The sequence below is a fragment of the Alteromonas sp. W364 genome, from assembly GCF_031846205.1.
In the GTDB taxonomy this organism is placed as follows: Bacteria; Pseudomonadota; Gammaproteobacteria; order Enterobacterales; family Alteromonadaceae; genus Glaciecola; species Glaciecola blandensis.
The window spans coordinates 269,685-294,193 of sequence record NZ_JAVRID010000005.1; the positions used below are offsets into that span (position 1 = coordinate 269,685).

A 24,509-nucleotide genomic window follows, 5' to 3' on the forward strand; every position below is an offset into this window, starting at 1 on the left:
TTTGTCGATGGCGGCACAAAATCTATCTTGCTACCTTATATCGGTAGTATTCTGTTAGCAAACGCTTTGGCTTTAGCAAAACGCCTGCTTGAGCGATCACCTAGCTTCACTAGCATTAAATAGCAGAATGGTACTAAGAATAGGCTTGTTAAAGTAGAGAACAATAGGCCACCAATAATCGCGACTGCCATGGTGTAGGTTTGATTATCGCTTGACGCAAACGTGAGCGGTACCATGCCAATAACAGTGGTAGCAACGGTCATAAATATTGGGCGTATCCGGCTCACACAAGCGTCTACAATAGGTTGGATTAAGCTTTCGGCATTCGCTTTCAACTTATTTATTTGGTCGATAAGCACGATCCCATTATTCACTACAATGCCCATTAGAATAAGCATTCCAATGCGGCCAGTATCTCCTAGCCCTAAACCAAGAGCGGCAAAGGTCCAAAACACGCCGATAAACGCTAGGCCAATCGAAGATAATATGGCGATAGGCATTAATAAAGACTCAAATAGTGCAGCCATGACGATAAAAATTAAGGCCAGTGCCAGCGCCATGTTAATCACCATGTCTGCAGCAGCTTCTTCATCTTGAGCAAATTGACGTCCTAACTGCCAATCATAGCCAGGAGGAAGCGCAATACCGCTCATCACTTTTCTAATTTCTTTGACCGCCTCCGCTCGACTTAGCTCAGCCAAGTTAATCGATATTTCCAAAGTAGTGCGACGGCCAACACGTTGTATTTGTTGCATAATCGGCTGTGTTTCAAAACTCACTATCTGCTGCAAGGTAATGACTCGCCCTTCGCCCTGTATAATAGGCAGGTCTTTAATACGCTCAATAGGTACGGCCTGTTCGGGGTGGTAAACAACTCGAATATCCACTTCGCCTATGGTGGGATCGCGGAACGATCTTAAATTACTCCCCCTTAAGGCTGTTGATATTTGCATTGCAATATCTTGAGTATTTAGGCCCAAGCGAGACACTTTTTCTCGGTCTATGCGTAGTACCAATTCCATATCTTGGTTTGTTTCATCAACGCCCACCTGGTCAAAACCTTCGACATTACTGAGTTGAAGAATAACGCCTTCGCTTAATTCTTTTAAACGCTCTGTTGAGTTTCCATTAAGCGATACTTTGATTGATTTTTCTTTTTGACTCGACCACTCAAACGATGGCTTGGCGATGGGCGTTTCAGGAAAGCCTTCTCTGATTTTTTCTTTTAAATCGTTGTAAGGTGTTGTGTAGCCCTCGACGAGTTTGACTCTGGACATTGCAAAGCCAGGAAATATTCGACTATTTACTTGAGTAAATTCGAACTCTTCTTGCTTGCTATACAAAAACGTCTCCATCTCATCTACTAAGGCGCTAACGTCGCCTAGTCTTTGCTGACCTTGAATATGGTAGACCACAATTATCTCTGTCTCGCCTCGGCCTTGTTCACCATTTGAATCCACCAATTGTTTGGTAAACAAGCCACTTAAGATTAATAAGAAAATAACCATACCGGTTGTTTTTGGGCGACGTAATATTTTCTCTAGGCTTGGCCGATACCACTTATCTAAACGTCCTTGCGTCACAACATTCGACATTGCGTTTGCTTTCACTCGGCTAAGCATAAGAGGGATAACTGTTTTTGAAATGAGTAGTGAAGCGAATAGGGGTAAACAAATAGCTGCCGCAACTTGCTCAATCAAAATAGTAATAAAGTTCTTTTCGCCCATTAGCAGAGGCATGAATACGATGGTTGTGGTAAGAGTGCCGCAGATAATCGCGATACTCACGTTATCTACGCCTTTCAATACCTTTTCCACAGCGCCCAGAGACTTATCTTTCTGCTGCAGTATGCTTTCGCAAATAACCACTGAGTTATCAATCAGCAAGCCCACAGCAATGAATAAGCCTGCGAGTGATAGCATGTTTAAGCTGTAGCCTAAAAAGTACATCCCAGCTAGTGCAAAGCTCAATGAGATGGGTACGGAGGCAACAACAACGAGTGTTATCTGTAAATTTCTTAGGAAGAAATACAACACAACAAATGACAGTAAAATCCCTAGCCCTCCGGCCTTTAAGAGGTCACCTAGTGATTCCTGAATCTCCTGGCCTGAGTTGCCTTCTATGTCTATACGAATATCACTAAAGTCATCATCTTCGCGCAGTAGCTCAACAAGGCCGACAATGTTGTCTGTTACATCTATAACATTGGCATCAGATTCTTTGAAAATCTCTACACCAATCGATTTCTTACGGTCGGTTCTGATTTCGCTATTGCGTGGTGGAGTAACAAGGTTGACTGTAGCAACGTCGCGTAGTTTTACACCCGATTTAACCTGAAAGTCTCGAATATCGTTAATGCTTTTATATTCGCCACTTGGCGATATGCGAAATTTACGTTCACCATTTAGAATTGAGCCCGACTTAACTAAAAAGTTGCTAGCCCGCAAATCACTCAGGAGCTGCCTCTGATTAACGCGGTTCATTGACAACGCGGTGCTATCGAGTTGAATTTCAATGAAGGGCTGGATAACGCCGCGCATCTCGACTTGGCCGACACCTTCGATGCGCTCTATCGGTTGTTTTAGGGTTCGATTTAAAAAATCATAGGACTGAGAAAGATTTTTGTCGCCCGACAAAACAAGGCTAACAACAGGTAAGTCTTGTGTGGAGAATTTTTGTACGTACACTCTTTGCACGTCGTCTGGAAGAAGGTTGCGCACCATATCAACCTTTTCGCGTACATCCATAATGCGGCTATCTAAGTCGGCGTCTAATTCCATGATAACCTGGATTGAGGCACCATTGGCGCGGCTCGTTGAGCGTAATTCCGTGATCCCACCCAGAGTTGCTACGGCTTCTTCAATAGGTCGGGTGATGAGCCTTTCAACTTCATCTGGTGAAGCTCCGCTGTAAGGTACGTTAATAAAAGCAACAGGGATGTTTAGTGCAGGCCAACTCTCTTGTGGTAACAATTTGCTCGAAATTAAGCCGGTCATGAAGAGTGATAAAATCACCATACCTGTGGTAACCGGGCGCTTTATAGCTAGCGCGGTAAGCCATACCGTTGCAGGTAAGCTGAATAGTGATTGCTTAATGCGCTTTGCGCTTTGTTTCGGCGAGTTGCTGTGAGTGTCGCCGCTATCATTTTTCATAGCTTTGCCTCCTCAAGATTATTCTCGTCTTCACCCTCATTAGCAATTTCTTCTTCAGTTTCATAACGTTTTCTATCGAAAACGCTATACAAGACAGGTATCACAATAAGTGTGAGTAAAGTTGCAATCAACAAACCACTCATTACGGTGATGGCGAGTGGTGCTCTGAGTTCTGCGCCTTCGCCGCTGCTAAAGGCTAGGGGGGTTAAACCCAAAATAGTGGTCATGGAGGTCATAATAATAGGTCGAAAACGCGAGCTACTCGCTGCGATAACAGCATCTATCTTTGAATGTCCTAAATGCCTTAGTTGGTTAATGCGATCAACCAATACAATCGCATTGTTAACCACAATGCCGGTTAGCATGATGACGCCGATGAGCACGATAACACTGATATTTGTAGAGCTTAGGTACAGACCCAATACTGAGCCCAGTACAGCCAATGGAATGGAGAATAAAATGATGAAAGGATTGAGAAGTGACTCAAATTGCGATGCCATCACTAAATAAACTAAAAAGACAGCTAAACCAAGTGCCATCATTAAGGATGAAAAGGAACTTTCCATTTCTTCATTTTGACCCGCAACGGTTGCCTTGATGCTTGACGGCAAATAGAGCGTGTCGATGATGCGCTGCGCTTTTTCCGCCGCTTGTGCTAGATCACCATAAGCCAGAGAAGATGACACGATCGCGACACGACTTTGGTCAATGCGATTTATTTCATTAGGGCCAACGCTTTCAATAATATCAGCGACAGACGACAAGGGAAGTGATTTGTCTTGGTCAGAGTTAACCGTAAGCTGTCTGATTGCTTGCGCTGAATTTCGAGCACTCTCGTCTGCTCTTACTAGAATATCGACTTGCCTGTCTTGCAGGTTGTACTTGCTAGCTACCGAGCCAGCTACTTTCGTGACTAATTGGTTGGCAATGTCAGAGCCTCGAAGCTCTAAGCTAGCGAGTCGTTCATTGTCGAATTCAATTTTCAATTCAGGTTGACCGGCTCTTAAGCTGTTGTTGAGATCAATGAACTGCTCATCTGCTGACATTATTTGTAATAAGCGGTCGCTATAAAGTTTAAGTTCTTCAAGGTCAAAACCTGCAAGCACGATTTGCAAGGGTCTTTCTGTGGTAAACATGTCTGTTTGATTGATTTCTGCACTGACATCAGCCATTTGAATAACGCTTTCACGCACCATATCTTTAACAGCTTCTAAGTCTTTCGGGTTGTGCACTGCAATCAACAATTGTCCCCAGTTTTCGCCGCCCTTGCTTGCAGAACTCATCATTAAACTGCCACTACCAGCCAAGGAGTACGAATGCTTAACTCTTTCGTCGTCAGCTACCTTTGCCGCGAGTTCAGAAAGCCGTGCATCGGTTACCGTTATTGGTGTGCCTTGGGTGAGAGTGAGCTCGATAGTAAATTCAGACTTTTCAACTTCAGGTACTAATTCGACAGGTATTTTTGGCAGTAAACTCATGACGACAACAGCAAAGGCCACACTAATACCTATAACAACAAAGCGTTGGTTCAAACTCTTTTTTAAGAGGACGGCATAAACGCCCGCGAACCTTTCAAAAACAGCAGAAAAGGCTTTGTGTGCTGGAACGAAAACGAGTGACGCGATTTTCGCAAAAAGGTGCGCAATTAACATGAGGAGTTTGGTGATGAGCAGTGGTAGGTGACTGAAAACAACTTTAAATGGAAAGCTAATCACCTTTCCGAGTAGACCGAATATTCTTCTAAACAGGCCCTTAGGCTTTTGCGAAACCTTACTGGTGATCTGTTCATCAGCATTTGAATTTGCATCTTGCGGGCTATCCGATTGCGTAAGCTCAGCCCCTTTGTTATCGCTTCCAAATTGGCGAGAAGCAAGCATTGGAATAAGTGTTAAGGCCACAACCAGTGACGCTAATAAAGCAAAAGTAACGGTCATCGCTTGGTCACTAAATAATTGCCCAGCAAACCCTGTCACAAATGCTAAAGGAAAGAAAACCGCAAGTGTCGTTAATGTTGAAGCTGTGACTGCACCTGATACTTCATCAGTCCCTTTCACTGCGGCCTCAATAACACTCGCCCCTTTTTCTCTATAACGAGCGATATTCTCAAGCACTACAATAGCATTGTCTACGAGTAAGCCGACAGCCAAAGCAATCCCACCTAATGACATAATATTGAGGCTGATATCATTGGCGAACATCAAGTTAAAAGTGGCTACGATGGACACGGGTATTGCGAGCGAAATAATGACAGTATTAAAGAAATTCCCTAAAAATAGGTATAGCACTAGCATGGCTAACACACCGCCAACGATAGCTGCGCTTTTTACTTCATCAACTGCGTTGACAATGAACTCGGACTGGTCATAAATCACTGTAAACGAGAGCCCTTCGGGCAAGCTTTCTTCAAGCTCACTCAGTTTATCGTTAACCGCTTTAGCAACACCCACTGTATTAGCGTCGCCTTCTTTGTAAATAGCGAGCTCAATCGCTTCATTGTTATTGACGCGTGTGATGTCACTGCGTTCTTTTTCGCCATCAACAACTTGCGCAATATCTTTCAAATAAATAGTTTTGCCATCGGCTTGTTTGACTATCATGTTGCCTAGCTGCTCTAGTGAAACAAATTGATTGAGCGTACGAACCAAGTATTCTTGCTGGCCATCGTATACTCGACCGGCCGACATATTAATATTTTCGCTTTGAATTCTGGAAACGATACTTTGTGCGGTTATTCCACGTTGAGATGCTTTGTTCTGGTCAAACACAACTTGGATTTCTTGCTGCAAGCCTCCGCCAAGTTGAGCTGCTGCAACGCCCGAAATTGTTTCTATTTGACGCTTAATTTCTTGCTCAGCAAAAGTTCTGACATTCTTCAATGCACGTGGATCAGTGTTGGTGGTGGATAAGCCTAGTCGAATAATCGGATCTAAAGATGGGTTAAAGCGCAAAATCACTGGTTTTTGTACATCAAGCGGTAAAGCGATGATATCCAATTTCTCTCGGACATTTTGGGTTGCGAAGTTCATCGCGGTACCCCATTCAAACTCTATGACGACGTCTGATTGCCCGGCTTTTGAGATTGAATGAACCTTCCGAATACCTTTTACTACACCAACAGATTCTTCAATGGGTTTACTAATCAGTTGCTCTATTTCTGCTGGTGCCGCCCCTGGGTTCTCTGTACGAACGGTGAGAGTGGGATAAGATAAATCCGGTAATAACGACACTGCTAAGCGAGAAAAACCAACCATACCAAACAGCATCACCGCGAGCGTAAACATTGCTACGGTTACTGGTCGCTTTACAACCGTACTAACAATACTCATTTACATAATCCTTTAGAGTGACAAAAAGCGTGAACACTTAGTTAAGTTTATTTGATGAATCGGCTTGGCCAACTACTTTTACTTCTGTACCCACTTTAAGGCTTTGCTGGCCTACAGTAATTATTGGCGTGTCTGGATCTATAGGACTGAGTAACTCCACAAAACCATTTTCTTCATAACCGGTCTCAACAGTCAGCTTCTTCGCTTTATTGTCTTCAACAACGAATAAGCTTGTTTCTGTGTCGGTTACCAGTATTGCTTTTAGTGGAACAAGCTGCGCATTCTCTCGTTTATCCAATGTTAAGGATACGCGGGCAAACATGCCTGGTTTGAGCGTATAGTCATTGTTTTCTACATTTAAAGTGACTTTAAATGTACCAGAATCGGTGTCGATAATTGGCGATATTAAAGCGATTGACGCCGGAATGGCTTGTTGTGTTGAAGGGAATTGTAGAAAAGCCTGCTGGCCAATATGAATGTTATTAATTTCAGATTCCGGGAGGTATACCACGCCTTGAAGGGTCTCAAGTGCAACGATGCTAAACATAACGCCACCAGGGTTTGCTGTCATGTTGCCTTCTTTCACCATGCGTTCAGCAATGATGCCAGAAATTGGTGCTCTTACTTTCGTATCGCGGACCTGTATTTGAGCAACTTTCTGTTGATTGCGTCGACTTTTTACTGCAAATTCCAGTTTTTCAAAGTCTTTCGCAGCCACTAATTGACGTCCATTTACTGGTTTACTGCGATTAAATTCAGCAATCGCTGACTCTAAATCAATAGTTGCACGCTCTAGCTCCAGCAAATAGTTTTCAGAATCGATTTCTGCTAATACATCGCCTTTGTTCACCAACATACCTTCTTCAACTAAGATTTTTTCAATCATGCCAGAGACTTTGTTGGTCACTTTACTCTCTGCTCTTGCTTCAAGAACAGCCGTTGTATTGTAGGTGTTTGAAATAGCGCCGATTTTAACTTTCGTTGCTTCAACCGGAACGCGATAGATAGGCTCTTCTTTATTTTTGTCTTGTTCTTTTTCGGCTTGCTCGCCAGAGCACCCAGTGATTAAAGTGCTTAGAGCAATCAGAGTTATCAAAGTGAATTTTTTATTGAAGCGCATAACGGTCCGTCGGGTATGATTTTTCTACATTTTACCCTTAAAGCTCAAACAGTTATATTTATGCGCTATCTTGAATTGTAACGAGATATGAATTCTTTTATTTTAAGCATAACCATAGTGCTTATTTCACGTTGTTTTTCTATTTCCAACCTAGTTTTTCTTCGAAGTCTTGATCAAGCTTTTTAGCAAAATCCTTTGCATGAATAGCAACTTCTGCCAGTCGTTTGTCTTCTTCACTCACGGGCTCATAATGTGGCACTTCAACGGGAAAACCAGCCTCATCGACAGCCATGAAAGTGATAAAGCAACGGTTAGTTACCGACACTTTTTCTTGCTTCGGATCGCTTGCACGCACAACGACATAGATGTGCATGCTGGTTTTGCCAGTATGGACTATTCGAGCATCAACACTCACCATTTGCCCTACTAAAATGGGGCGAATAAAACGTATAGCATTCGCCGATACTGTAACGCAGTAGCGTTTACTCCACTGGGCGGCGCATGCGTAGGACGCTTGATCAATCCACTTCATGACCATTCCACCGTGGACCTTTCCACCAAAATTTACGTCAGTAGGCTCTGCTAAAAAACGGAACTCGGTTTGGTTACTTTTGCTCATGCTAGCTTGTACCCCTGTACGCATTTTTTTGTTGCTGACTTTTTAGGCTTAAAATGGCTATAGACCTTAACGCTTAGGTTAAGGTCACAAACTCTTCGCCACTGGTTGGGTGAATTGCCACACAAGCGTCAAAATCAGCTTTCGTGGCACCCATTTTAATCGCTACGCCAAAGCCTTGAAGGATTTCATCCATACCAAAACCGATACCATGTAAGCCAACTACTTTTTCGTCATTACCCGCACAAACTAACTTCATCTTCGTGGCTTGACGATGCGAAGTGACTGCCGTGTACATTGCCGCAAAACTTGAATTGTAGACCTTAATATTGCCTGCACCGTATTTTTCGATGGCTTCTTTTTCAGTCAATCCCATGGTGCCGATTGCTGGGTGACTAAATACCACAGTTGGTATTAGGTCATAGTCCATGTGTGCGTCAGTTTTAAAATTGAATAGGCGTTCACTTAATAAGCGGCCAGCTTTTACTGCTACTGGTGTTAAGTCGACCTTTCCTATGTTATCGCCGACCGCGTAAATGCCGTCAGCGGTGGTATTTTGAAACTTGTCTACTTTAATATAGCCACGCTGGTCTAGTTCGACATTGGTGTTTTGAATATCTATTTTATCGTTAGCAGGTTCACGGCCGATCGCCCATACGAGGGCATCACAATCGATATGCCAGCCAGTGTTTAGATTCACTTTCAGAGAGCCATCGTCTTGCTTCTCTATTGATGTTACTTCGGTATGAGGGTGGAGTTTCGGACCGTCTTCCGCCATAATTTCAACCAATGTATCAGACAGCATATCATCAAAGTTACGCAATGGTTTCTCGCGACGTACCAGTAGGTGTGTCTCAGAACCCAATGAATGCATGACGCCAGCTAACTCAACGCCAATGTAACCAGCTCCCACTACCACAACCCTTTTGGGCTGACTTGCAAGATCGAAGAACTCGTCTGAATTAATACCTAAATCTGCACCGGGAATGGGTGGTTTGATTGGGCGTCCGCCAGTCGCAATGGTGATGTGGTCAGCGGTGTATATCTCGCCATCTACATCAATCGTTTTGTTGTCAATGAATTTGGCAAATCCCTTAATGAGGCTGACGCCGTTGTTGCCTAGCACGCGATCGTATGATTGATGAATTCGATCAATATATGCACTTCGACTTTCTACTAACTTTTCCCAGCTAAAGCTATTTACGGTAACGTCAAAGCCATAATCTGGACTGTATTTATGAATTGCTTCTGCTACTTGAGCCCCAAACCACATTGCTTTTTTGGGGACACACCCTACATTCACACAAGTGCCGCCAATGTCTTTTGCTTCAATAATAGCCGCTTTTTTGCCGTAGCGAGATGCTCTGTTTGCTGATGCGATCCCGCCACTGCCGCCGCCGATGCAAATGTAGTCAAAGTGTTTCATAGTACTCCTAAAATTCGGATAAATGAGTTCTTACGTAGAACTGAATTAGTATAAATATGCCTACTGGACCGTAATTATCAAGTTTTCCTTCAAAAAACTTTGATTAAGCATTGTGATCTTCTTACTTATACCCACCTATAATAGATAAAGTTTGCCACGTATTTTGTGGCTGAATAAATAATAAAGAGACTACCACATGACCGCACTTTCTCAGGTTGATCACCTGCCAAAATTTTCAGAAATTCAAACGCAAGATATCGTACCAGACATTAAAAAAGCGATTGCCGATTGCAAGCTTGTTATCGATGAAGTTGTGGCTGCTGGCATAGCAACATATGCTGAAGTGGTCGAGAGAATTGAACATAGCGACGACGTTCTAAGTAAAATGTGGTCGCCTATTGGTCATATGAATTCGGTCGTTAGTAGTGATGCTTTGCGTGAAGCGCATGATGCTTGTTTGCCTTTTTTATCGGAATACGGCACTTGGGTTGGCCAACATCAGGGCTTGTTTGCCTTATATCAGAAGCTAAAGCAAAGTGACGAATTTTCCGGCTTGAATGAGGCTCAACAAAAGGTTGTCAATAATGCGATTCGTGATTTCACGCTGTCAGGCGTTGCTTTGCCAGATGATAAGAAAAAACGATATGCTGAGATCAAAAGTAAGCTATCTGAGCTGTCTTCTCGTTTTGGTAATAATGTCATGGATGCGACAATGGCTTGGACCAAATTGGTTGAAGATGAGACACAACTTGCAGGCCTACCAGATTCAGCAAAGGCAGCGGCAAAGCAGGCTGCAGTAGGCAAAGAGCAACAAGGCTGGTTGTTTACCCTCGATATTCCGAGCTACTTACCCGTCATGTTGTATGCGGATAATGAAGCGTTACGTGAAGAAATGTACAAAGCATACAGCACCAAAGCATCAGACCAAGGACCCAATGCAGGGGAGTTCGATAACGCAGCCACAATTGATGAAATATTACGATTGAAGCAAGAACTCGCGGCTATCTTAGGTTTTGAAAATTATGCTGAACTGTCATTGGCAACAAAAATGGCAGAGTCGACTCAGCAAGTGACCGACTTTTTAGAAGACCTCGCAGCTAAATCAAAGCCACAGGCACAAAGTGAGTTACAGGAAATCGTTGAGTTTGCTAGTACTAACTATCAAAAGTCTGACCTAAAGCCATGGGATTACACCTATTACGGAGAAAAACTCAAACAAGAAAAGTATTCAATATCGGATGAGGAGTTACGTCCGTACTTTCCTGAAGGTAGAGTGGTGAAGGGCTTATTTGAAGTTGTTTCTCGTTTGTATAACATGCGCATTGAAGCTGTAGAAGACGTCGATGTGTGGCACAAAGACGTTAGCTTTTACGAAATCTACGATGTGAATAATACCTTGCGTGGTTCATTCTATTTAGACTTGTATGCTCGTGAGAAAAAGCGTGGCGGCGCATGGATGGATGAGTGTCGTGTGCGCAGACGTTTGCCAGATGGTTCGTTGCAACTACCCGTAGCTTATCTCACATGTAATTTTAATGGTCCTGTTGATGGTAAACCCGCTCTCTTCACTCATGACGAAGTCGTTACTTTATTCCACGAGTTTGGTCACGGTATCCACCATATGCTAACCCAAATTGAAGCTGGTGGTGTTTCCGGAATCAATGGCGTGGCTTGGGATGCAGTTGAGCTTCCTAGTCAATTCTTAGAGAATTGGTGTTGGCAGCCAGAAGCTTTGAGTTTTATCTCAGGACACTATGAGACCGGGGACGCCTTACCCAATGACCTACTTGATAAAATGTTAGCGGCGAAGAATTATCAATCAGCAATGCAAATGGTACGTCAGCTTGAATTCAGTCTGTTTGATTTCCGTTTGCACCAAGGCAAGGAGCCAAATAAGTCAGTACAGCAAGTACTAGACGATGTAAGACGGGAAGTTGCTGTCGTTATTCCACCTTCATTCAATAAGTTCCAGAATAGTTTTGGTCATATTTTTGCGGGCGGATACGCGGCTGGATATTACAGCTACAAATGGGCGGAAGTGCTCTCTGCTGATGCATTTGGTCGTTTTGAAGAAGAGGGGATTTTCAACCAGCAAACGGGGAATGATTTCTTATCGAATATACTGGAAATGGGTGGTAGCAAAGAACCCATGGAATTATTCGTTGCATTTCGCGGCCGTGAACCAAAGGTCGATGCTCTGCTGCGCCATTCAGGTATTGCTGCATGAGTAAGGCAAAACACAGCGATATTTCGGTATCAGCGGAAGCGTTTGCAAGTCTGTACGACCGGGTCTGTAAACGCAAAGTCAGTGAAGCGATGGTACAGGAACTGATTTCAAAGCCCGCATCAGATAAAGAGATCCTTTCAATTTCAGATGATCGTTTTTTGGCCGAGTTTACCAAAAAGGTCTTCCAATCTGGTTTTGTTTGGCGGGTTGTGAGACAGAAATGGCCTGACTTTGAAGAGGTATTTTTTGGCTTCGATATAGACAAAATATTATTGATGCCAGATGAAATGCTGGAACAGAAAGCCTCGAATCCAGCTATTATCCGCAATTTCAATAAGGTGAAAACGATACGTGAAAATGCCTTAATGATAGATGATGTGCGTCGTCAGCACGGAAGTTTTGCAAAATTCGTGGCTAGTTGGCCGAAGGATGATGTTGTGGGCTTGTGGGAGTTTTTGAAGAAAAACGGCGCACGATTAGGCGGCAATACAGGACCTTATGCGCTGCGAATGCTTGGTATCGATACGTTTTTACTCAGCCGAGACGTTGAAGCCTATTTTGTTGAACACGGCTTAATTACCGGATCTGTGCGCTCAAAGCGCAGCCTGAAAACCATCCAAGACACCTTTTTGACTTGGCAACAGGAAAGTGGATTATCATTTCAAGAGCTCAGTCAAATTGTGTCGTACAGTTGTGGCGATAATTATGTAGGTATGGCAAATTAGCAAATAGAACGTCAATCGTAACTTATTTGCTTAAAAGGATTTAGTATCGGTGAAACGCGGGAATAAAGAAGTTAATCAGCAAGAACACGATCAGCAAGAACACGATCAGCAAGAAACAAATCAGCACTTGCAATTAACCTGTGTTGCCTTAACTAAATCCTATCAAAATACACTTGTATTTCGTCAACTAAACGTAGTTTTTGAAGCTCAAAATAATCTGTTAGTAGGTAGAAATGGAAGTGGTAAATCTACTCTCTTACGAATTATAGCGGGTTTAGAGCAAGCAAATTCAGGCTCATTAAATTGGACTCTAAAACAGGCGCCGCGTGTCGCGCTTGCCAGCGAATCCGTGCTACCCCCCGATGTCTTTACCGCCAACGAAGTTTTCGATTTACTGCTGCGCTATCAAAACTTCAATACGCAAAAGCAAGGCGAGTTAGTCGCTGCGCTTGGCTTTGAAGCATTTCTTAATCGACGTATTGATGAACTTTCTTCAGGCTCACTTAAAAAGCTTTTGCTTATCTGTGCCATTGCGCAGCAAAGTGATGTCTTACTGCTGGATGAACCCTTTGCTAACTTAGATGAGCAGAGTAAATCGGTGGTCAAAAAGGTTGTTTCAGAAGATTCTCGCTTCAAGATCATTGTCGACCATCACCAATTGCTTGAAGGTTTGCAGGTGGTTCATCTCGATGCAAACAACACCTCATCGCCTTCATGATTAGCGCCACCAAAATTCCTAGCTTTAACGCGTTAATGACGCGAAAGACAAAACGCTTTATTCAGAATAATCGCCAGTTGTACCGTTTTTTTATCGGCTTTATGTTTTTTATGGGTCCGATAGCGGGGGCTGCTATGTTGTTTTTTGCTCCCCTACTTGGATATCTGTTTGTCACTGCTGAGGGTTTTTGGGTCCACTTGGGCTTGAGTGCAATTATTGCGGCCTTCAGTTTGATCCTAGTGCAGTTCTATTTTATTTACTGGCAGAGCAGCGAACTTCAGTTTTTACATTTAAATATGAATCAGAAAGCCGCTTTTTTAGCGCACCTGAAAGCCCTTATACAACGCTCATTGATCTTCCACTTTATGATACTTGCAGCGTTTTATCGCATTGACGTTGACCTGAAATCTGCGCTCTTTGTTGTTCTCGCGTATAGCATATTTATCGCTATGTTTTACTGGCGTTATCGAACTTATCTAGGCAATCAGAACCGGTTTCAAGAGACGCTAAGTGCTTATGTATTTATGTTCGCTCAGAAAATCCGCTTTGTAAGAATTAAAATTGTTTTATTGTTAATGAGCTCTGGTGGATGGTTACGATTACTGCTGGTTTTTGGCACCTATGCTCTGTTGTTTAAATTGGCGAATAGTCGTATTGCTTGGGAATATTCAATCGGAATTGGTCTGGCGTTATTATTGCTGAATCTCTTCTTCGTTCGGCAAACGTTCAAACTTATTCTATCGAATATTCAGCGGACCGAAATGTTTTGGCTCACCTTAGGGCCTGCAGTTCTGGCATCTTTATATTTAAAAGCGAAGATATTCAGCATAGCATTGGCAGTCATCAACCTTCTTATTATTGTTGTAGCAACTTCCGCATAAGCTAAGAGACCATCAATAGTTTACGATGTCAGCTGATTAATCAACGACTTACTACGTGTATTTATGCGCGTTTTTAGCTACACTAAAGCGATACAAAATTCAGAATTTTCACTTTCTAAAAAGATTGCAGATACCATGGTCGTTAACGATAAAGATACAGGCGCTTCGAGCGCAGAAAGCAGCGATAACTTGCTTGATCAGCTCGATCAAATAAGTGCAGAAGCTGACAAGCCAAGTGAAATAGCTAGCAGCAGCGAGGGCGAGCAAACGCATTTTGGGTTCAAGCAGGTCGATAAGCAGCAAAAAGAATCCATGGTTGCTGATGTTTTTCATTCTGTTGCAGCAAAGTATGATGTGATGAATGACCTGATGTCCCTTGGTATCCATCGTTTATGGAAACGTTACACTATCGACAGTAGTGGTATTCGACCAGGTCAAAAGGTCTTAGATTTAGCCGGTGGAACTGGCGATCTTGCTGCGAAGTTTAGTCGCATTGTGGGTGAAACAGGGCAGGTGACCCTGGCCGATATCAATCATTCTATGTTGATGGTGGGAAAAGAGAAGCTCACTAACATGGGCATTTTGTCGAACTTAAATTATGTTCAAGCGAATGCTGAGGCACTACCTTTTCCAGACAATCACTTCGACCTTGTTACGATGGCCTTTGGTTTGCGTAACGTCACCGAAAAATCGAATGCGTTGGCATCTATTTTTCGAGTGCTTAAACCTGGTGGGCGTTTGTTGGTCCTTGAGTTCTCAAAACCAACAAGTGAAGCATTAAGTAAAATATACGACACTTATTCATTTCACCTTTTGCCTAAGATGGGAAAACTAGTTGCCAATGACAGTGAAAGTTATCAGTATCTGGCCGAATCCATTCGCATGCACCCCGACCAAGAAACGCTTGAAAATATGATGAAAGAAGTCGGTTTTGAACAAACCAGCTACACCAACCTTACAGGCGGCATCGTAGCCTTACATCGTGGCTTTAAATTTTAGATGTATCAAGCACAGCTAGTGACAAGCGCCATTGAGTTTGGCATCAACAAACTACTTTCGTTCGATGATGAAAGCGGATTACTGCTTCAGCCATTGATCGGCAAAGAGTGCACCATACAACTGCACGAACTGCCATTCCCGCTGATTTTTCATTTTTATGATAATGACGGGAAAAAAGGGGTCAGTGTTTCTTCTTCAGTCGCCCAGTCAAAACAAGCTGAAGGTGATCAAAAAAACGAGAAACTGACTAATGAACAATGTCGAATTTCATTGTCACTGTTCATCGTTAACGAGCTGAAAGACACTAGCAATATCACGCGTTTGATTCGAGAAGAAAAACTCGATTTTGATGGCAACCTTCAAATCGCACAAAATCTTAGCGCATTGTTTAACGGCATTAATATCGATATTGAAGAAATTTTGTCTCAGCATCTCGGCGACCTTGCTGCCTACCATGCTGTTCAAACAGCAAACTCATTAGGTCACTTTATTAAGCACAACCATAAATTAGCAATGAACGCGTTAAGTGATGCGCTACTAGATGAAAAGCGCCTTGCTATTCGTCCCATTATGGTTGAAAACTTTATTCAGGAAGTTTCTGAGCTGCGAGATGGTGTTGCCCGTGCAGAGGCTCGCCTGCAACGTTTGGAAAAGCAAATACTTATAACACGCTCAAAGCAGAACTAGTCAGAAGGAAAAGAATCTCAGTGCGAATCGGTCGGTTTTATCACATTGGTAAGGTTTTATTGGAGCACGGCCTAGACGAGCTGATCCCAAGTCGTTTTCGACCTTGGTATATGCGCTTTGCTCGTAGATGCTTATTCTGGCTACCGAATAAACATAAAAGTGAATCAGAAGGCCGTCGCCTGCGATTGGCACTAGAAACCTTAGGCCCGGTCTATATCAAATTTGGACAAATGCTGTCGACCCGTCGAGATTTACTGACACACGATATCGCAACTGAGCTAAGCATGCTGCAAGATAGCGTGCCTCCTTTTGACTCAGCACTTGCCGAAAAAACGATCATTGAAGCACTGGCGATACCTAGCCTGTCGGTTTTGTTCACTGATTTTGAAAGCAAACCACTTGCGTCTGCCTCTATTGCACAAGTACATACCGCCACCTTGAAAAGCGACAATAAACAAGTCGTTGTGAAGGTGCTTCGCCCTGGTATTAAACAGACCATCGAAGCAGATGTTGACTTATTAGAGAGCATCGCAGGTGTACTGCAGCGCTGGCTACCAGATGGCAAACGTTTACGCCCAATTGAGGTCGTTCGAGAGTATAAACGTACAATACTAGATGAACTCGATTTACTAAGAGAGGCCGCCAACGGTATTCAAATTAAGCGCGCGTTTGAGGGCTCGGAAGCTTTGTATGTTCCTCATTTTTATAGTGATCATTGTCGTAAAAATGTCATAGTCATGGAACGTGTATTTGGTATTCCAGTATCGGATGTTGATAGTCTTCGCGCTCAGAATACAAACATGAAATTACTCGCTGAGCGGGGTGTGGAAGTGTTTTTCACACAAGTTTTCAGAGACAGTTTCTTTCATGCAGACATGCACCCAGGTAACATTTTCGTGAGTCGCGAGCATCCTGAAAATCCGCTATATATTGGCATTGATTACGGCATTGTTGGTACCCTAAACAAAGAAGATAAGCGTTATTTAGCAGAAAACTTCATCGCGTTTTTTAATCGTGATTATCGTAAAGTAGCCGAGCTACATGCCGATTCGGGATGGGTACCGGCAGATACTAATATCGCCGACTTTGAAATGGCGATTCGAACAGTGTGCGAGCCAATATTCCAAAAGCCGCTCGAAGACATTAGCTTTGGCAATGTGCTGTTGCAACTGTTCAATACAGCAAGACGCTTCAATATGGTGGTCCAGCCGCAACTTGTGCTCCTGCAAAAAACCTTGTTGTACGTAGAAGGCTTGGGCCGTCAACTGTATCCGCAATTAGATCTTTGGCAAACAGCAAAACCTTTCTTAGAAAATTGGATGAAGGAGCAAGTAGGACCTAAGGCGATGTTTATGAAAGTAAAAGAAAATTTACCTTTCTGGACTGAGAAGTTGCCCGAAATGCCAGATCTATTGTATGACGGAATGAGGCAGTTAAAACGCATTCCAATAGAGCAGCAAAAGCACCACGAATTGCAAATCGAAGCCTTGAAAAGCACCCAGAAAGCACGCTTCTATAGTCATTTAGCAGCAGCGTTCTCGGTTATCGCTGTGCTGATGTATTTGTTTGAAAAGCCGGCTTGGTGGAGTATATCGATAGGCGTGATTGGTACCTGTTGCTGGCTAATGTCATGGCGCAAACTGTCTAAATAAATGCTTATCGATTGTTGTTGATATTTGGCAGGCTTAACAGTCCTTCCTTAGTGATATAAATTGGAAAGAGAATGCCAGCGACATCCATTTTTGCTTCCAATACATAATTTAGGTCAGTTTTTCTTTTTTGCAGAATATCAGTGGCTAATCTCACGCCATTGAACAAGCCCGCTTGCGCTTCGATAACAATGTCATCGCTGTCGTAAGCTTTCAATGTAGGTACTTGGTTAGTAACCCCAGAAAAAACATCATAACCCTCAACACTCGCGTTATAAGATAAACCATTCACGACAATGTCAAAGTTATTCGGATTACTTACGTTTAAACCAATTTGGAAACGTAAATTGGTACCAGTGATTGGCAGTACTTTAAATGATGTCACTGTGACGACAGGCTCGTCGATGTTCGGATTAAGCGTTGCACAGCTTGAGAGGAACAAAATTGCCAACAGTACCGCAAAACTCCTTTTTGTTGTGAACATTAAATTGATTCCTTTCTCTATATGACTGCAAATGGGCGTTGATAGTAACTTATGCTTTGTTTGTGCGCAATTTGCTTCCTTAAAATCATTTTGTACCCTATTGTTAAATCACACGTAAACTTATGACAAAGTAAAAATTGATAAAATCAAAGGACGCTTATGAAAACTAAAACACTTGCAGTATGCACAACTTTCGCAGTTACGCTTGGGGCAATGCCGCTTCAGGCTCAAGATAAACCAGTGCAAGCCACTGACTTAGTGGAGATATTTGAGAAGCTTGGGGGTAAGCATCCGGGTTTTCGAAAAGCACACGCAAAGGGCATGTGCGCAACCGGTACATTTACTCCTGTAGCTAACGATGAGTTTGCTGGTGCGGCTTTGCTCAATAGTGGCCAGTTGCCAGTTACCATGCGCTTTTCTCTTGGTGGTGCGAATCCAGCCAGTGATGAAAGAGCACCAGGTACACGAGGTTTGGGCGTGCAAATAAAACTACCTGACGGTCGACTACATTATTTTACAGGTAATAACTTCCCAGTTTTCGCGGGTAAAGACCCAGAAACATTTTTTGGTTTCCTGTCTACATTACTGCCGGATGAAAACGGCAAGTCTAACCCTGCAAAAACTATGGAATTTGTAAAGAATAATCCAAGTGTTCAAGCAAACGTGATGTGGAATAAAACAGCAAAAACACCTGCATCCTATGCAAATACGCAATTCTTTGGTCTACATACATTCTATTATGATAATGCAGATAAAGTTCGTACAAAATACCGCTGGGAAATTGTGCCGACGCTAGGTGTGAAAACGCTAGAGAAGGATGAAGCAGAGAAGATGCCGGAAGCGTTTTTAGCTGATACTTTTGCCAAGCAATTGGCCGATGGTGAAGTGAGTTTTTCTATAGTGGCAAATATAGGTGAAGCTGAAGATACCGATGTAGACCCATCACAACAGTGGCCGGCAGATCGTCATCAAGTGACATTGGGTAAGTTAACAGTGTCTAGTGCTGGTTCAGATGTATGCAAGAATATTAATTTTGATCCAAACATTTTATCTGCAGGATTCAAATCAAGCGATGACCCAATCTTGCGCATGCGATCTCCTGCCTATGCGGTATCATTCGGTAAGCGATTAAGTAATCAGTAGGCGAAAAAAGGGCTAGAGCTGCAAGAGCCTTTGTAAATATCGTTTCAGCGGTGTTGGCAGCACAGTGATATTATCTGTGCTTGCCAACGACTGAATATGCAATATCTGATTGGCAAATTCGGCAAAACGTTGATCATTATTACGATTCGACATTAATTCGGTATGCTTCCGCCAAAAAACAGATTGTTCCTTTTCTGGCTTTGCTTTTATAGTATGTAAGCGCTTCTTAATATAACTCGTCCACTCAGCTCGATAACTGTCTTCTAACCTTTCAGGCCAGGTGTTCAAGTCTTGTAGATCTTGTTCAAGATTGATGACGGGGTGGGGTTCATCCAAGATATAACGGAAGGCAAACAAAGTCAGGATATCTGCTGACTCAAGTTTTTTAGGTGAAGTATCTATCATAGATAAAGACTAATCAGCCTATTGGCAGATTAGCTTCCAGCCCGCTTTATGTTGTAGCCATGTTTCGTGAATCAGTTCAGCATGCACCAAGGGGTGGGCTAGAAGTACACCGTCGCCAAATGACAGCGTCCATTGACTGCCTTTTACTGCTAGCGTCGGAGCTGGGATCGTATCATCTCGGCGACGAGTGCATAAAATGACAGATATACGAACGATGCGCAGAGCATTGATAAGCATTTCTTTAAAGTCATCCTGATAATTATCAAAAACACTCAAATCAATTTCTTGACGATGCATACCCACTAAGTCGCGGATAAACATCCTTTGCAGCGTTGTAAATCCGGTGAGCTCTACATGGGTCAATATGTAGGCGCCGTGTTCATGGAATTTCTTATATCCAACATGCAAGCCTAATTCGTGCAATGCGGCGGCACTGGATATCAGCGCTTCAGTATCAAAGTCGCAAAAATTACTCTGTTCACACATTTGACGACATAAACTGATAGCAACTTTTTTCACTCGATCGCTTTGTGCAGTATCAATATGAAAACGAGAAACCAATTGATTAATACCTTGCGAACGGCGGTCTGCACGTTGGTAGTTATCTAGCATGCCGTAAATAATACCTTCACGAAGCGCGCCGCCAGAAATTTGCATATTGTTCAAGCGAAGTTGTTTAAACAGCGCTATCAGAATAGCTAAACCGCTTGGAAAAATAACTCGTCGGCTCTCAGCTAAGCCATTAATGCTAAGACTGTCTATATGTTTACTTGCAATAACTTCGTCTCGAAGCTTAAACAAATACTCAAGTCGAATGGCATCATTAATGCCGCGTTTTAATAATATTTCTACAATCGCTTGCGGCGTGCCTGACGCACCCAAGCATTGCTGCCAATCAAAGCATTTAAAGGTAGGTGCATGTAAAGATACTAGTGCTTCAGCTTCGGCTAAGGCTTTGTCGAAGTTGTTTTCACTTAAAACGCCACCCGGAAAATAACGCTCCATGAAGGTTACACAGCCCATATCCACACTCGTTAAGTGAAGGGGTTGCATATCTCTGCCAACAATCACTTCTGTGCTGGCACCGCCAATATCAACGACCAAGGTATTGCCTTGGTTTGCTGATGTGTAGGCGACGCCTAAATATATCTGCCGCGCTTCTTCTTCGCCGCTGATCACGCTGATCTTATGATTTAAGACTTTTTCAGCCCGAGTAATGAATTGTGCAGCATTACTTGCAATTCTTAGCGTGGCTGTTGCGACGATCTTTATATTTGACGGGGGAATATCTTCAAGCTGTTCACGAAAGGTTTTTAAACAATCTAGGCCGCGTTGAATGCTGTCTTCTGATAACTGTAATTCATCATCTAAACCAGCAGCGAGCCTGACTTTGCGTTTATTCTTACTGACTATTTGTACGCTACCGCTTAGCACCCTAACAATCACCATGTGAAAGCTGTTAGAGCCTAAATCTACGGCAGCATAATATTCATCCTGAATAACGGTATTTGGTACTTCTTGAATCAAAGTCTATTACCTCTACTTTCTTCCTTGATGATTCCTTCTTGGTCCACTCGAGCGTTGACCGCCAGAACGACCTCCACGATTACCTGAGCGATTATCATTTCTGCCTCTTGGCTTGCGATGAAACTTTGGTGGCTCGACGTCTTCCAATAATTCGTTTGGATTGTAGTCAGTCACGGGTATCTGATGCTCAATATACATTTCGATCGCAGGTAGATTCAAGGCGTATTTCTCACAAGCAAAGCTGATAGCAATACCACTTTCACCTGCACGACCAGTTCTGCCGATTCGATGGACATAATCTTCTGCATCGTCAGGCAAGTCATAGTTGAAGACATGAGTGACTTTGTCGATATGTAAACCGCGAGCAGCAACATCGGTAGCGACCAAAATATCAATAGCACCACTTGTAAAATCTTCTAAGATGCTCAAGCGTTTCTTTTGAGGAACATCGCCACTCAGCATGCCAACACGATGATTGTCGGCTTGTAACCATGCGGAAACAGTTTCACAACCAAACTTAGTATTAGCGAAAACGATGGCTTTATCTGGCCATTCATCTTCAAGCAGCGTGAGTAATAACAGCGGCTTATCTTTATCTGAAGGATAAAACAACTCTTCTGAGACACGCGTTGCTGTCTTCTTCGAAGGCTCAATTTGTACGTGAGTTGGATTATTCATGTGCTCATAGGCAAGTTCTTGAACTCTAAAGCTCAAGGTTGCAGAAAAAAGCATACTTAGGCGTAAAGTTGGTTCAGGCATCCTTCTAAATAAATAGCGAATATCTTTTATAAAGCCTAAATCGAACATACGATCTGCTTCATCTAAGACCGCTACTTGGATATTTTTTAGCGAGAAAATGTCTTGCTTATAATAGTCAATGATACGGCCTGTGGTGCCTATAACGATATCGACACCTTTTGTTAATTTATCCCGTTGACTTTCATATCCTTCGCCCCCATATATCAAACCTAGCGACAATTCTGTGTGTTTACTCAGTAATTCCGCATCGTTATAAATCTGAACGGCAAGCTCACGCGTTGGAGCCATAATAATGGCTCTAGGGCTTGGTTTATTTGGTTCGTTGTCAGGTTTTGGATTATTTAACAGGTGGTGAAAAGTCGCCACCAAGAAAGCAATTGTTTTACCTGTGCCTGTTTGCGCTTGTCCTGCAATGTCATTACCGTCCAATAATTGGGGTAATGCCATTGATTGAATTGGCGTACAGTGGTTGAAGTTAGCTTCCTCGAGCGCCTTAATAACAAGCGGATGGATCGGAAGATCGGAAAATGACGTATCTGTTAAATGTGTTTGTGGCATAGCTTATAGCTTATCATTGCTTGCATTAAAAACGATTTCTATTAACACTATATGGCAGTGCTGAAGAATCTCAGCGAATGACCAAATCTGGAGAAAAGAATGAGCGACAAAATTATCTCGTTGAGTGACGAAAAATTTGAGGCCGATGTTATCAATGCTAGCGGTCCTGTATTAGTTGATTTCTGGGCCGAATGGTGCGGTCCTTGTAAAATGATCGCTCCAATCCTATCAGAGATTGCAGACGAGTTTGATGGCAAGTTAACAGTTGGCAAGCTTAATGTCGATGAAAATAATGAAACTCCGCCAAAATATGGTATCCGTGGCATCCCAACACTATTGTTGTTTAAAGATGGTGCTGTGGCCGCAACAAAGGTAGGCGCGCTATCTAAAACTCAATTAGAAGAGTTTTTGAACGAAAACATCTAATTAGCATTCTGCCGATGAATAATGATAAAGGTTACCCATATAGGTAGCCTTTTTTTTAAAAGTTATTTTTTTGTAAAACTGGACGATAAGCGTAATAAGTGCTAACTTTGTTCTGTGCTCATCCGAGCGAACCTTTTTAAACTTCCTGTAATGCGCCTAGTGATAAATATCTTGGTACTTTGCGACAAGCAGCCTGATAATGTTCAATGCTGTTGTGTTGTGGGAATAGTTAAAATCAAACTTCAAAACGAAAAAATTAACCAGAGACTACTTTTGACAGGGCGAAGCCGTAATACCACGTTATAAATGTGCGCCTGCGCTGAGCCTAAACATAAAGACCCACCAATATGAATTTGACCGAATTAAAAAACAAACCTATTAGCGAACTTGTGAAGCTAGCTGAAGACATGGGTTTGGAAAACCTGGCCCGTGCTAGAAAACAAGACATTATCTTTTCAATTTTAAAAGCTCACGCCAAAGGCGGTGAAGATATTTTTGGAGACGGCGTTCTCGAAATTCTTCAAGATGGTTTTGGCTTTTTACGTTCGGGTGATAGCTCTTACCTAGCTGGCCCGGACGATATCTACGTATCGCCAAGTCAGATTCGACGCTTTAATCTGCGAACAGGCGACACTATCGCTGGGAAAATAAGACCTCCCAAAGACAGTGAACGATATTTTGCCCTATTAAAAATTCGCGAAGTTAACTTCGACAAGCCAGAAAACTCCCGTAATAAAATCCTCTTTGAAAACTTAACACCATTGCATGCTAATGAACGTTTCAGACTTGAGCGTGGAAATGGCAGTTCCGAAGATATTACAGCACGTGTGCTCGATCTGGCATCACCAATTGGTCGTGGTCAGCGTGGTTTGATCGTTGCTCCACCAAAAGCGGGTAAAACCCTACTACTTCAAAATATCGCGCAGTCAATATCAGCAAATCATCCTGAGTGTCAGTTGATGGTATTGTTGATTGATGAACGTCCAGAAGAAGTCACTGAAATGCAACGCTTGGTGCGCGGTGAAGTTATTGCGTCAACCTTCGATGAACCAGCAAGTCGTCACGTACAAGTTGCAGAGATGGTTATCGAAAAAGCCAAGCGTCTTGTAGAGCATAAGAAAGACGTCGTGATTCTACTTGATTCAATCACTCGTTTAGCTCGTGCCTACAACACTGTAATCCCTTCATCAGGTAAAGTGTTAACGGGTGGTGTTGATGCTAATGCATTGCATAAACCAAAACGCTTCTTTGGTGCGGCGCGTAACGTAGAAGAAGGCGGAAGTTTAACGATTATAGCAACTGCCCTTATCGATACTGGCTCTAAGATGGATGAGGTTATCTACGAAGAGTTTAAAGGTACTGGTAATATGGAACTGCACCTGAATCGTAAGATTGCTGAAAAACGGGTATTCCCAGCGATCGACTTCAACCGCTCAGGCACGCGTCGTGAAGAGCTATTAACGACGCAAGATGAGCTTCAGAAAATGTGGATTTTGCGTAAAATCGTACACGAAATGTCTGAGATTGACGCAATGGAATTCCTTATTGGTCGCTTATCAATGACCAAAACAAATGACGAATTCTTTGATTCAATGAAACGTCAAAAAGGCTAATTAGCAGCCGAAAGATAACAAAACCGCTGGCATTAGCTCAGCGGTTTTTTTTTGCTGCTTTTTTCTTC

General features: G+C 42.8%; 19 protein-coding genes. 10 read left to right on the forward strand and 9 right to left on the reverse strand.

Annotated features, from left to right (window positions below; all coding sequences use genetic code 11):
• Positions 1 to 35: 35 nt before the first annotated feature.
• From RM556_RS10260 to gorA, 5 genes are all read right to left on the reverse strand, one after another.
• A complete protein-coding gene (locus tag RM556_RS10260; protein ID WP_311374538.1) occupies positions 36 to 3,152 on the reverse strand; it encodes an efflux RND transporter permease subunit in 3,117 nt (1,038 codons plus the stop codon).
• On the reverse strand, positions 3,149 to 6,478 hold the full coding sequence (locus RM556_RS10265; protein WP_311374539.1) for an efflux RND transporter permease subunit: 3,330 nt from the start codon (positions 6,476 to 6,478) through the stop codon (positions 3,149 to 3,151). Before RM556_RS10265 ends, RM556_RS10260 begins: the two co-directional genes overlap by 4 nt.
• A gap of 37 nt (positions 6,479 to 6,515) precedes the next feature.
• On the reverse strand, positions 6,516 to 7,598 hold the full coding sequence (locus RM556_RS10270; RefSeq protein WP_311361267.1) for an efflux RND transporter periplasmic adaptor subunit: 1,083 nt from the start codon (positions 7,596 to 7,598) through the stop codon (positions 6,516 to 6,518).
• 139 nt (positions 7,599 to 7,737) lie between these two features.
• Positions 7,738 to 8,217 carry an acyl-CoA thioesterase gene (locus RM556_RS10275; RefSeq protein ID WP_311361268.1) on the reverse strand — a complete coding sequence of 160 codons (480 nt, stop codon included), beginning with the start codon at positions 8,215 to 8,217 and terminating at the stop codon, positions 7,738 to 7,740.
• A gap of 73 nt (positions 8,218 to 8,290) precedes the next feature.
• A complete protein-coding gene (gene gorA / locus RM556_RS10280; RefSeq protein ID WP_311374540.1) occupies positions 8,291 to 9,640 on the reverse strand; it encodes a glutathione-disulfide reductase in 1,350 nt (449 codons plus the stop codon).
• A gap of 196 nt (positions 9,641 to 9,836) precedes the next feature.
• Here gorA and prlC point away from each other — a divergent pair, with 196 nt between their 5' ends.
• The 7 genes from prlC (at position 9,837) to ubiB (ending at position 17,529) form a co-directional block, all read left to right on the forward strand.
• A complete protein-coding gene (prlC, locus tag RM556_RS10285) occupies positions 9,837 to 11,867 on the forward strand; it encodes an oligopeptidase A (protein ID WP_311374541.1) in 2,031 nt (676 codons plus the stop codon).
• Positions 11,864 to 12,592, forward strand: coding sequence for a DNA-3-methyladenine glycosylase I (locus RM556_RS10290; RefSeq protein WP_311361271.1), 729 nt, complete (start codon positions 11,864 to 11,866; stop codon positions 12,590 to 12,592). Before prlC ends, RM556_RS10290 begins: the two co-directional genes overlap by 4 nt.
• Before the next feature lie 49 nt (positions 12,593 to 12,641).
• On the forward strand, positions 12,642 to 13,310 hold the full coding sequence (locus RM556_RS10295; RefSeq protein WP_311374542.1) for an ATP-binding cassette domain-containing protein: 669 nt from the start codon (positions 12,642 to 12,644) through the stop codon (positions 13,308 to 13,310).
• A 35-nt stretch (positions 13,311 to 13,345) separates the two neighbouring features.
• A complete protein-coding gene (locus tag RM556_RS10300) occupies positions 13,346 to 14,191 on the forward strand; it encodes a hypothetical protein (protein WP_311374543.1) in 846 nt (281 codons plus the stop codon).
• Between the two features lie 135 nt (positions 14,192 to 14,326).
• Positions 14,327 to 15,190 carry a bifunctional demethylmenaquinone methyltransferase/2-methoxy-6-polyprenyl-1,4-benzoquinol methylase UbiE gene (gene ubiE, locus RM556_RS10305; protein WP_409220079.1) on the forward strand — a complete coding sequence of 288 codons (864 nt, stop codon included), beginning with the start codon at positions 14,327 to 14,329 and terminating at the stop codon, positions 15,188 to 15,190.
• A gap of 18 nt (positions 15,191 to 15,208) precedes the next feature.
• Positions 15,209 to 15,877: an SCP2 sterol-binding domain-containing protein gene (locus RM556_RS10310; RefSeq protein ID WP_311374545.1), complete on the forward strand. Its 669-nt coding sequence runs from the start codon at positions 15,209 to 15,211 to the stop codon at positions 15,875 to 15,877.
• 20 nt (positions 15,878 to 15,897) lie between these two features.
• Positions 15,898 to 17,529, forward strand: a complete 1,632-nt coding sequence (gene ubiB / locus RM556_RS10315) for a ubiquinone biosynthesis regulatory protein kinase UbiB (protein WP_311374546.1) — start codon at positions 15,898 to 15,900, stop codon at positions 17,527 to 17,529.
• A gap of 4 nt (positions 17,530 to 17,533) precedes the next feature.
• On the opposite strand, the gene RM556_RS10320 is transcribed toward ubiB, so the two are convergent.
• The gene (locus tag RM556_RS10320; protein WP_311361277.1) at positions 17,534 to 18,010 is read right to left on the reverse strand and encodes an LEA type 2 family protein; all 477 of its coding nucleotides are present in this window, start codon (positions 18,008 to 18,010) and stop codon (positions 17,534 to 17,536) included.
• 159 nt (positions 18,011 to 18,169) lie between these two features.
• On the opposite strand from RM556_RS10320, the gene RM556_RS10325 reads away from it, so the two are divergent.
• Positions 18,170 to 19,153 carry a catalase family peroxidase gene (locus tag RM556_RS10325; RefSeq protein ID WP_311374547.1) on the forward strand — a complete coding sequence of 328 codons (984 nt, stop codon included), beginning with the start codon at positions 18,170 to 18,172 and terminating at the stop codon, positions 19,151 to 19,153.
• A 12-nt stretch (positions 19,154 to 19,165) separates the two neighbouring features.
• Here the strand turns inward: RM556_RS10325 and RM556_RS10330 are convergent, their stop codons facing one another.
• Genes RM556_RS10330 through rhlB form a run of 3 tightly spaced genes read right to left on the reverse strand, consistent with a single transcriptional unit; the run spans position 19,166 to position 22,402 of the window.
• Entirely contained in the window at positions 19,166 to 19,558 is a 393-nt protein-coding gene (locus tag RM556_RS10330) for a hypothetical protein (RefSeq protein ID WP_311361279.1), read from the reverse strand.
• Between the two features lie 18 nt (positions 19,559 to 19,576).
• Complete coding sequence (locus tag RM556_RS10335; protein ID WP_311374548.1) at positions 19,577 to 21,085, reverse strand: guanosine-5'-triphosphate,3'-diphosphate pyrophosphatase; 1,509 nt, start codon at positions 21,083 to 21,085, stop codon at positions 19,577 to 19,579.
• Positions 21,086 to 21,097: 12 nt separating this feature from the next.
• The gene (gene rhlB, locus RM556_RS10340; protein WP_311374549.1) at positions 21,098 to 22,402 is read right to left on the reverse strand and encodes an ATP-dependent RNA helicase RhlB; all 1,305 of its coding nucleotides are present in this window, start codon (positions 22,400 to 22,402) and stop codon (positions 21,098 to 21,100) included.
• 99 nt (positions 22,403 to 22,501) lie between these two features.
• Here rhlB and trxA point away from each other — a divergent pair, with 99 nt between their 5' ends.
• Together trxA and rho are read left to right on the forward strand one after the other, a co-directional pair.
• The gene (gene trxA / locus RM556_RS10345) at positions 22,502 to 22,828 is read left to right on the forward strand and encodes a thioredoxin TrxA (protein ID WP_311361282.1); all 327 of its coding nucleotides are present in this window, start codon (positions 22,502 to 22,504) and stop codon (positions 22,826 to 22,828) included.
• A gap of 347 nt (positions 22,829 to 23,175) precedes the next feature.
• Entirely contained in the window at positions 23,176 to 24,441 is a 1,266-nt protein-coding gene (gene rho / locus RM556_RS10350; protein WP_311361283.1) for a transcription termination factor Rho, read from the forward strand.
• Positions 24,442 to 24,509: the final 68 nt, after the last annotated feature.

Coding starts and splice junctions, on each gene's coding strand:
- RM556_RS10290 (WP_311361271.1), top strand. CDS start 11,864: ATGAGTAAGGCAAAACACAGCGATATTTCGGTATCAGCGGAAGCGTTT.
- ubiE (WP_409220079.1), top strand. CDS start 14,327: ATGGTCGTTAACGATAAAGATACAGGCGCTTCGAGCGCAGAAAGCAGC.
- rhlB (WP_311374549.1), bottom strand. CDS start 22,402: ATGCCACAAACACATTTAACAGATACGTCATTTTCCGATCTTCCGATC.
- gorA (WP_311374540.1), bottom strand. CDS start 9,640: ATGAAACACTTTGACTACATTTGCATCGGCGGCGGCAGTGGCGGGATC.
- RM556_RS10320 (WP_311361277.1), bottom strand. CDS start 18,010: ATGTTCACAACAAAAAGGAGTTTTGCGGTACTGTTGGCAATTTTGTTC.
- RM556_RS10300 (WP_311374543.1), top strand. CDS start 13,346: ATGACGCGAAAGACAAAACGCTTTATTCAGAATAATCGCCAGTTGTAC.
- RM556_RS10265 (WP_311374539.1), bottom strand. CDS start 6,478: ATGAGTATTGTTAGTACGGTTGTAAAGCGACCAGTAACCGTAGCAATG.
- trxA (WP_311361282.1), top strand. CDS start 22,502: ATGAGCGACAAAATTATCTCGTTGAGTGACGAAAAATTTGAGGCCGAT.
- rho (WP_311361283.1), top strand. CDS start 23,176: ATGAATTTGACCGAATTAAAAAACAAACCTATTAGCGAACTTGTGAAG.
- prlC (WP_311374541.1), top strand. CDS start 9,837: ATGACCGCACTTTCTCAGGTTGATCACCTGCCAAAATTTTCAGAAATT.
- RM556_RS10330 (WP_311361279.1), bottom strand. CDS start 19,558: ATGATAGATACTTCACCTAAAAAACTTGAGTCAGCAGATATCCTGACT.
- RM556_RS10260 (WP_311374538.1), bottom strand. CDS start 3,152: ATGAAAAATGATAGCGGCGACACTCACAGCAACTCGCCGAAACAAAGC.
- RM556_RS10275 (WP_311361268.1), bottom strand. CDS start 8,217: ATGAGCAAAAGTAACCAAACCGAGTTCCGTTTTTTAGCAGAGCCTACT.
- RM556_RS10325 (WP_311374547.1), top strand. CDS start 18,170: ATGAAAACTAAAACACTTGCAGTATGCACAACTTTCGCAGTTACGCTT.
- RM556_RS10270 (WP_311361267.1), bottom strand. CDS start 7,598: ATGCGCTTCAATAAAAAATTCACTTTGATAACTCTGATTGCTCTAAGC.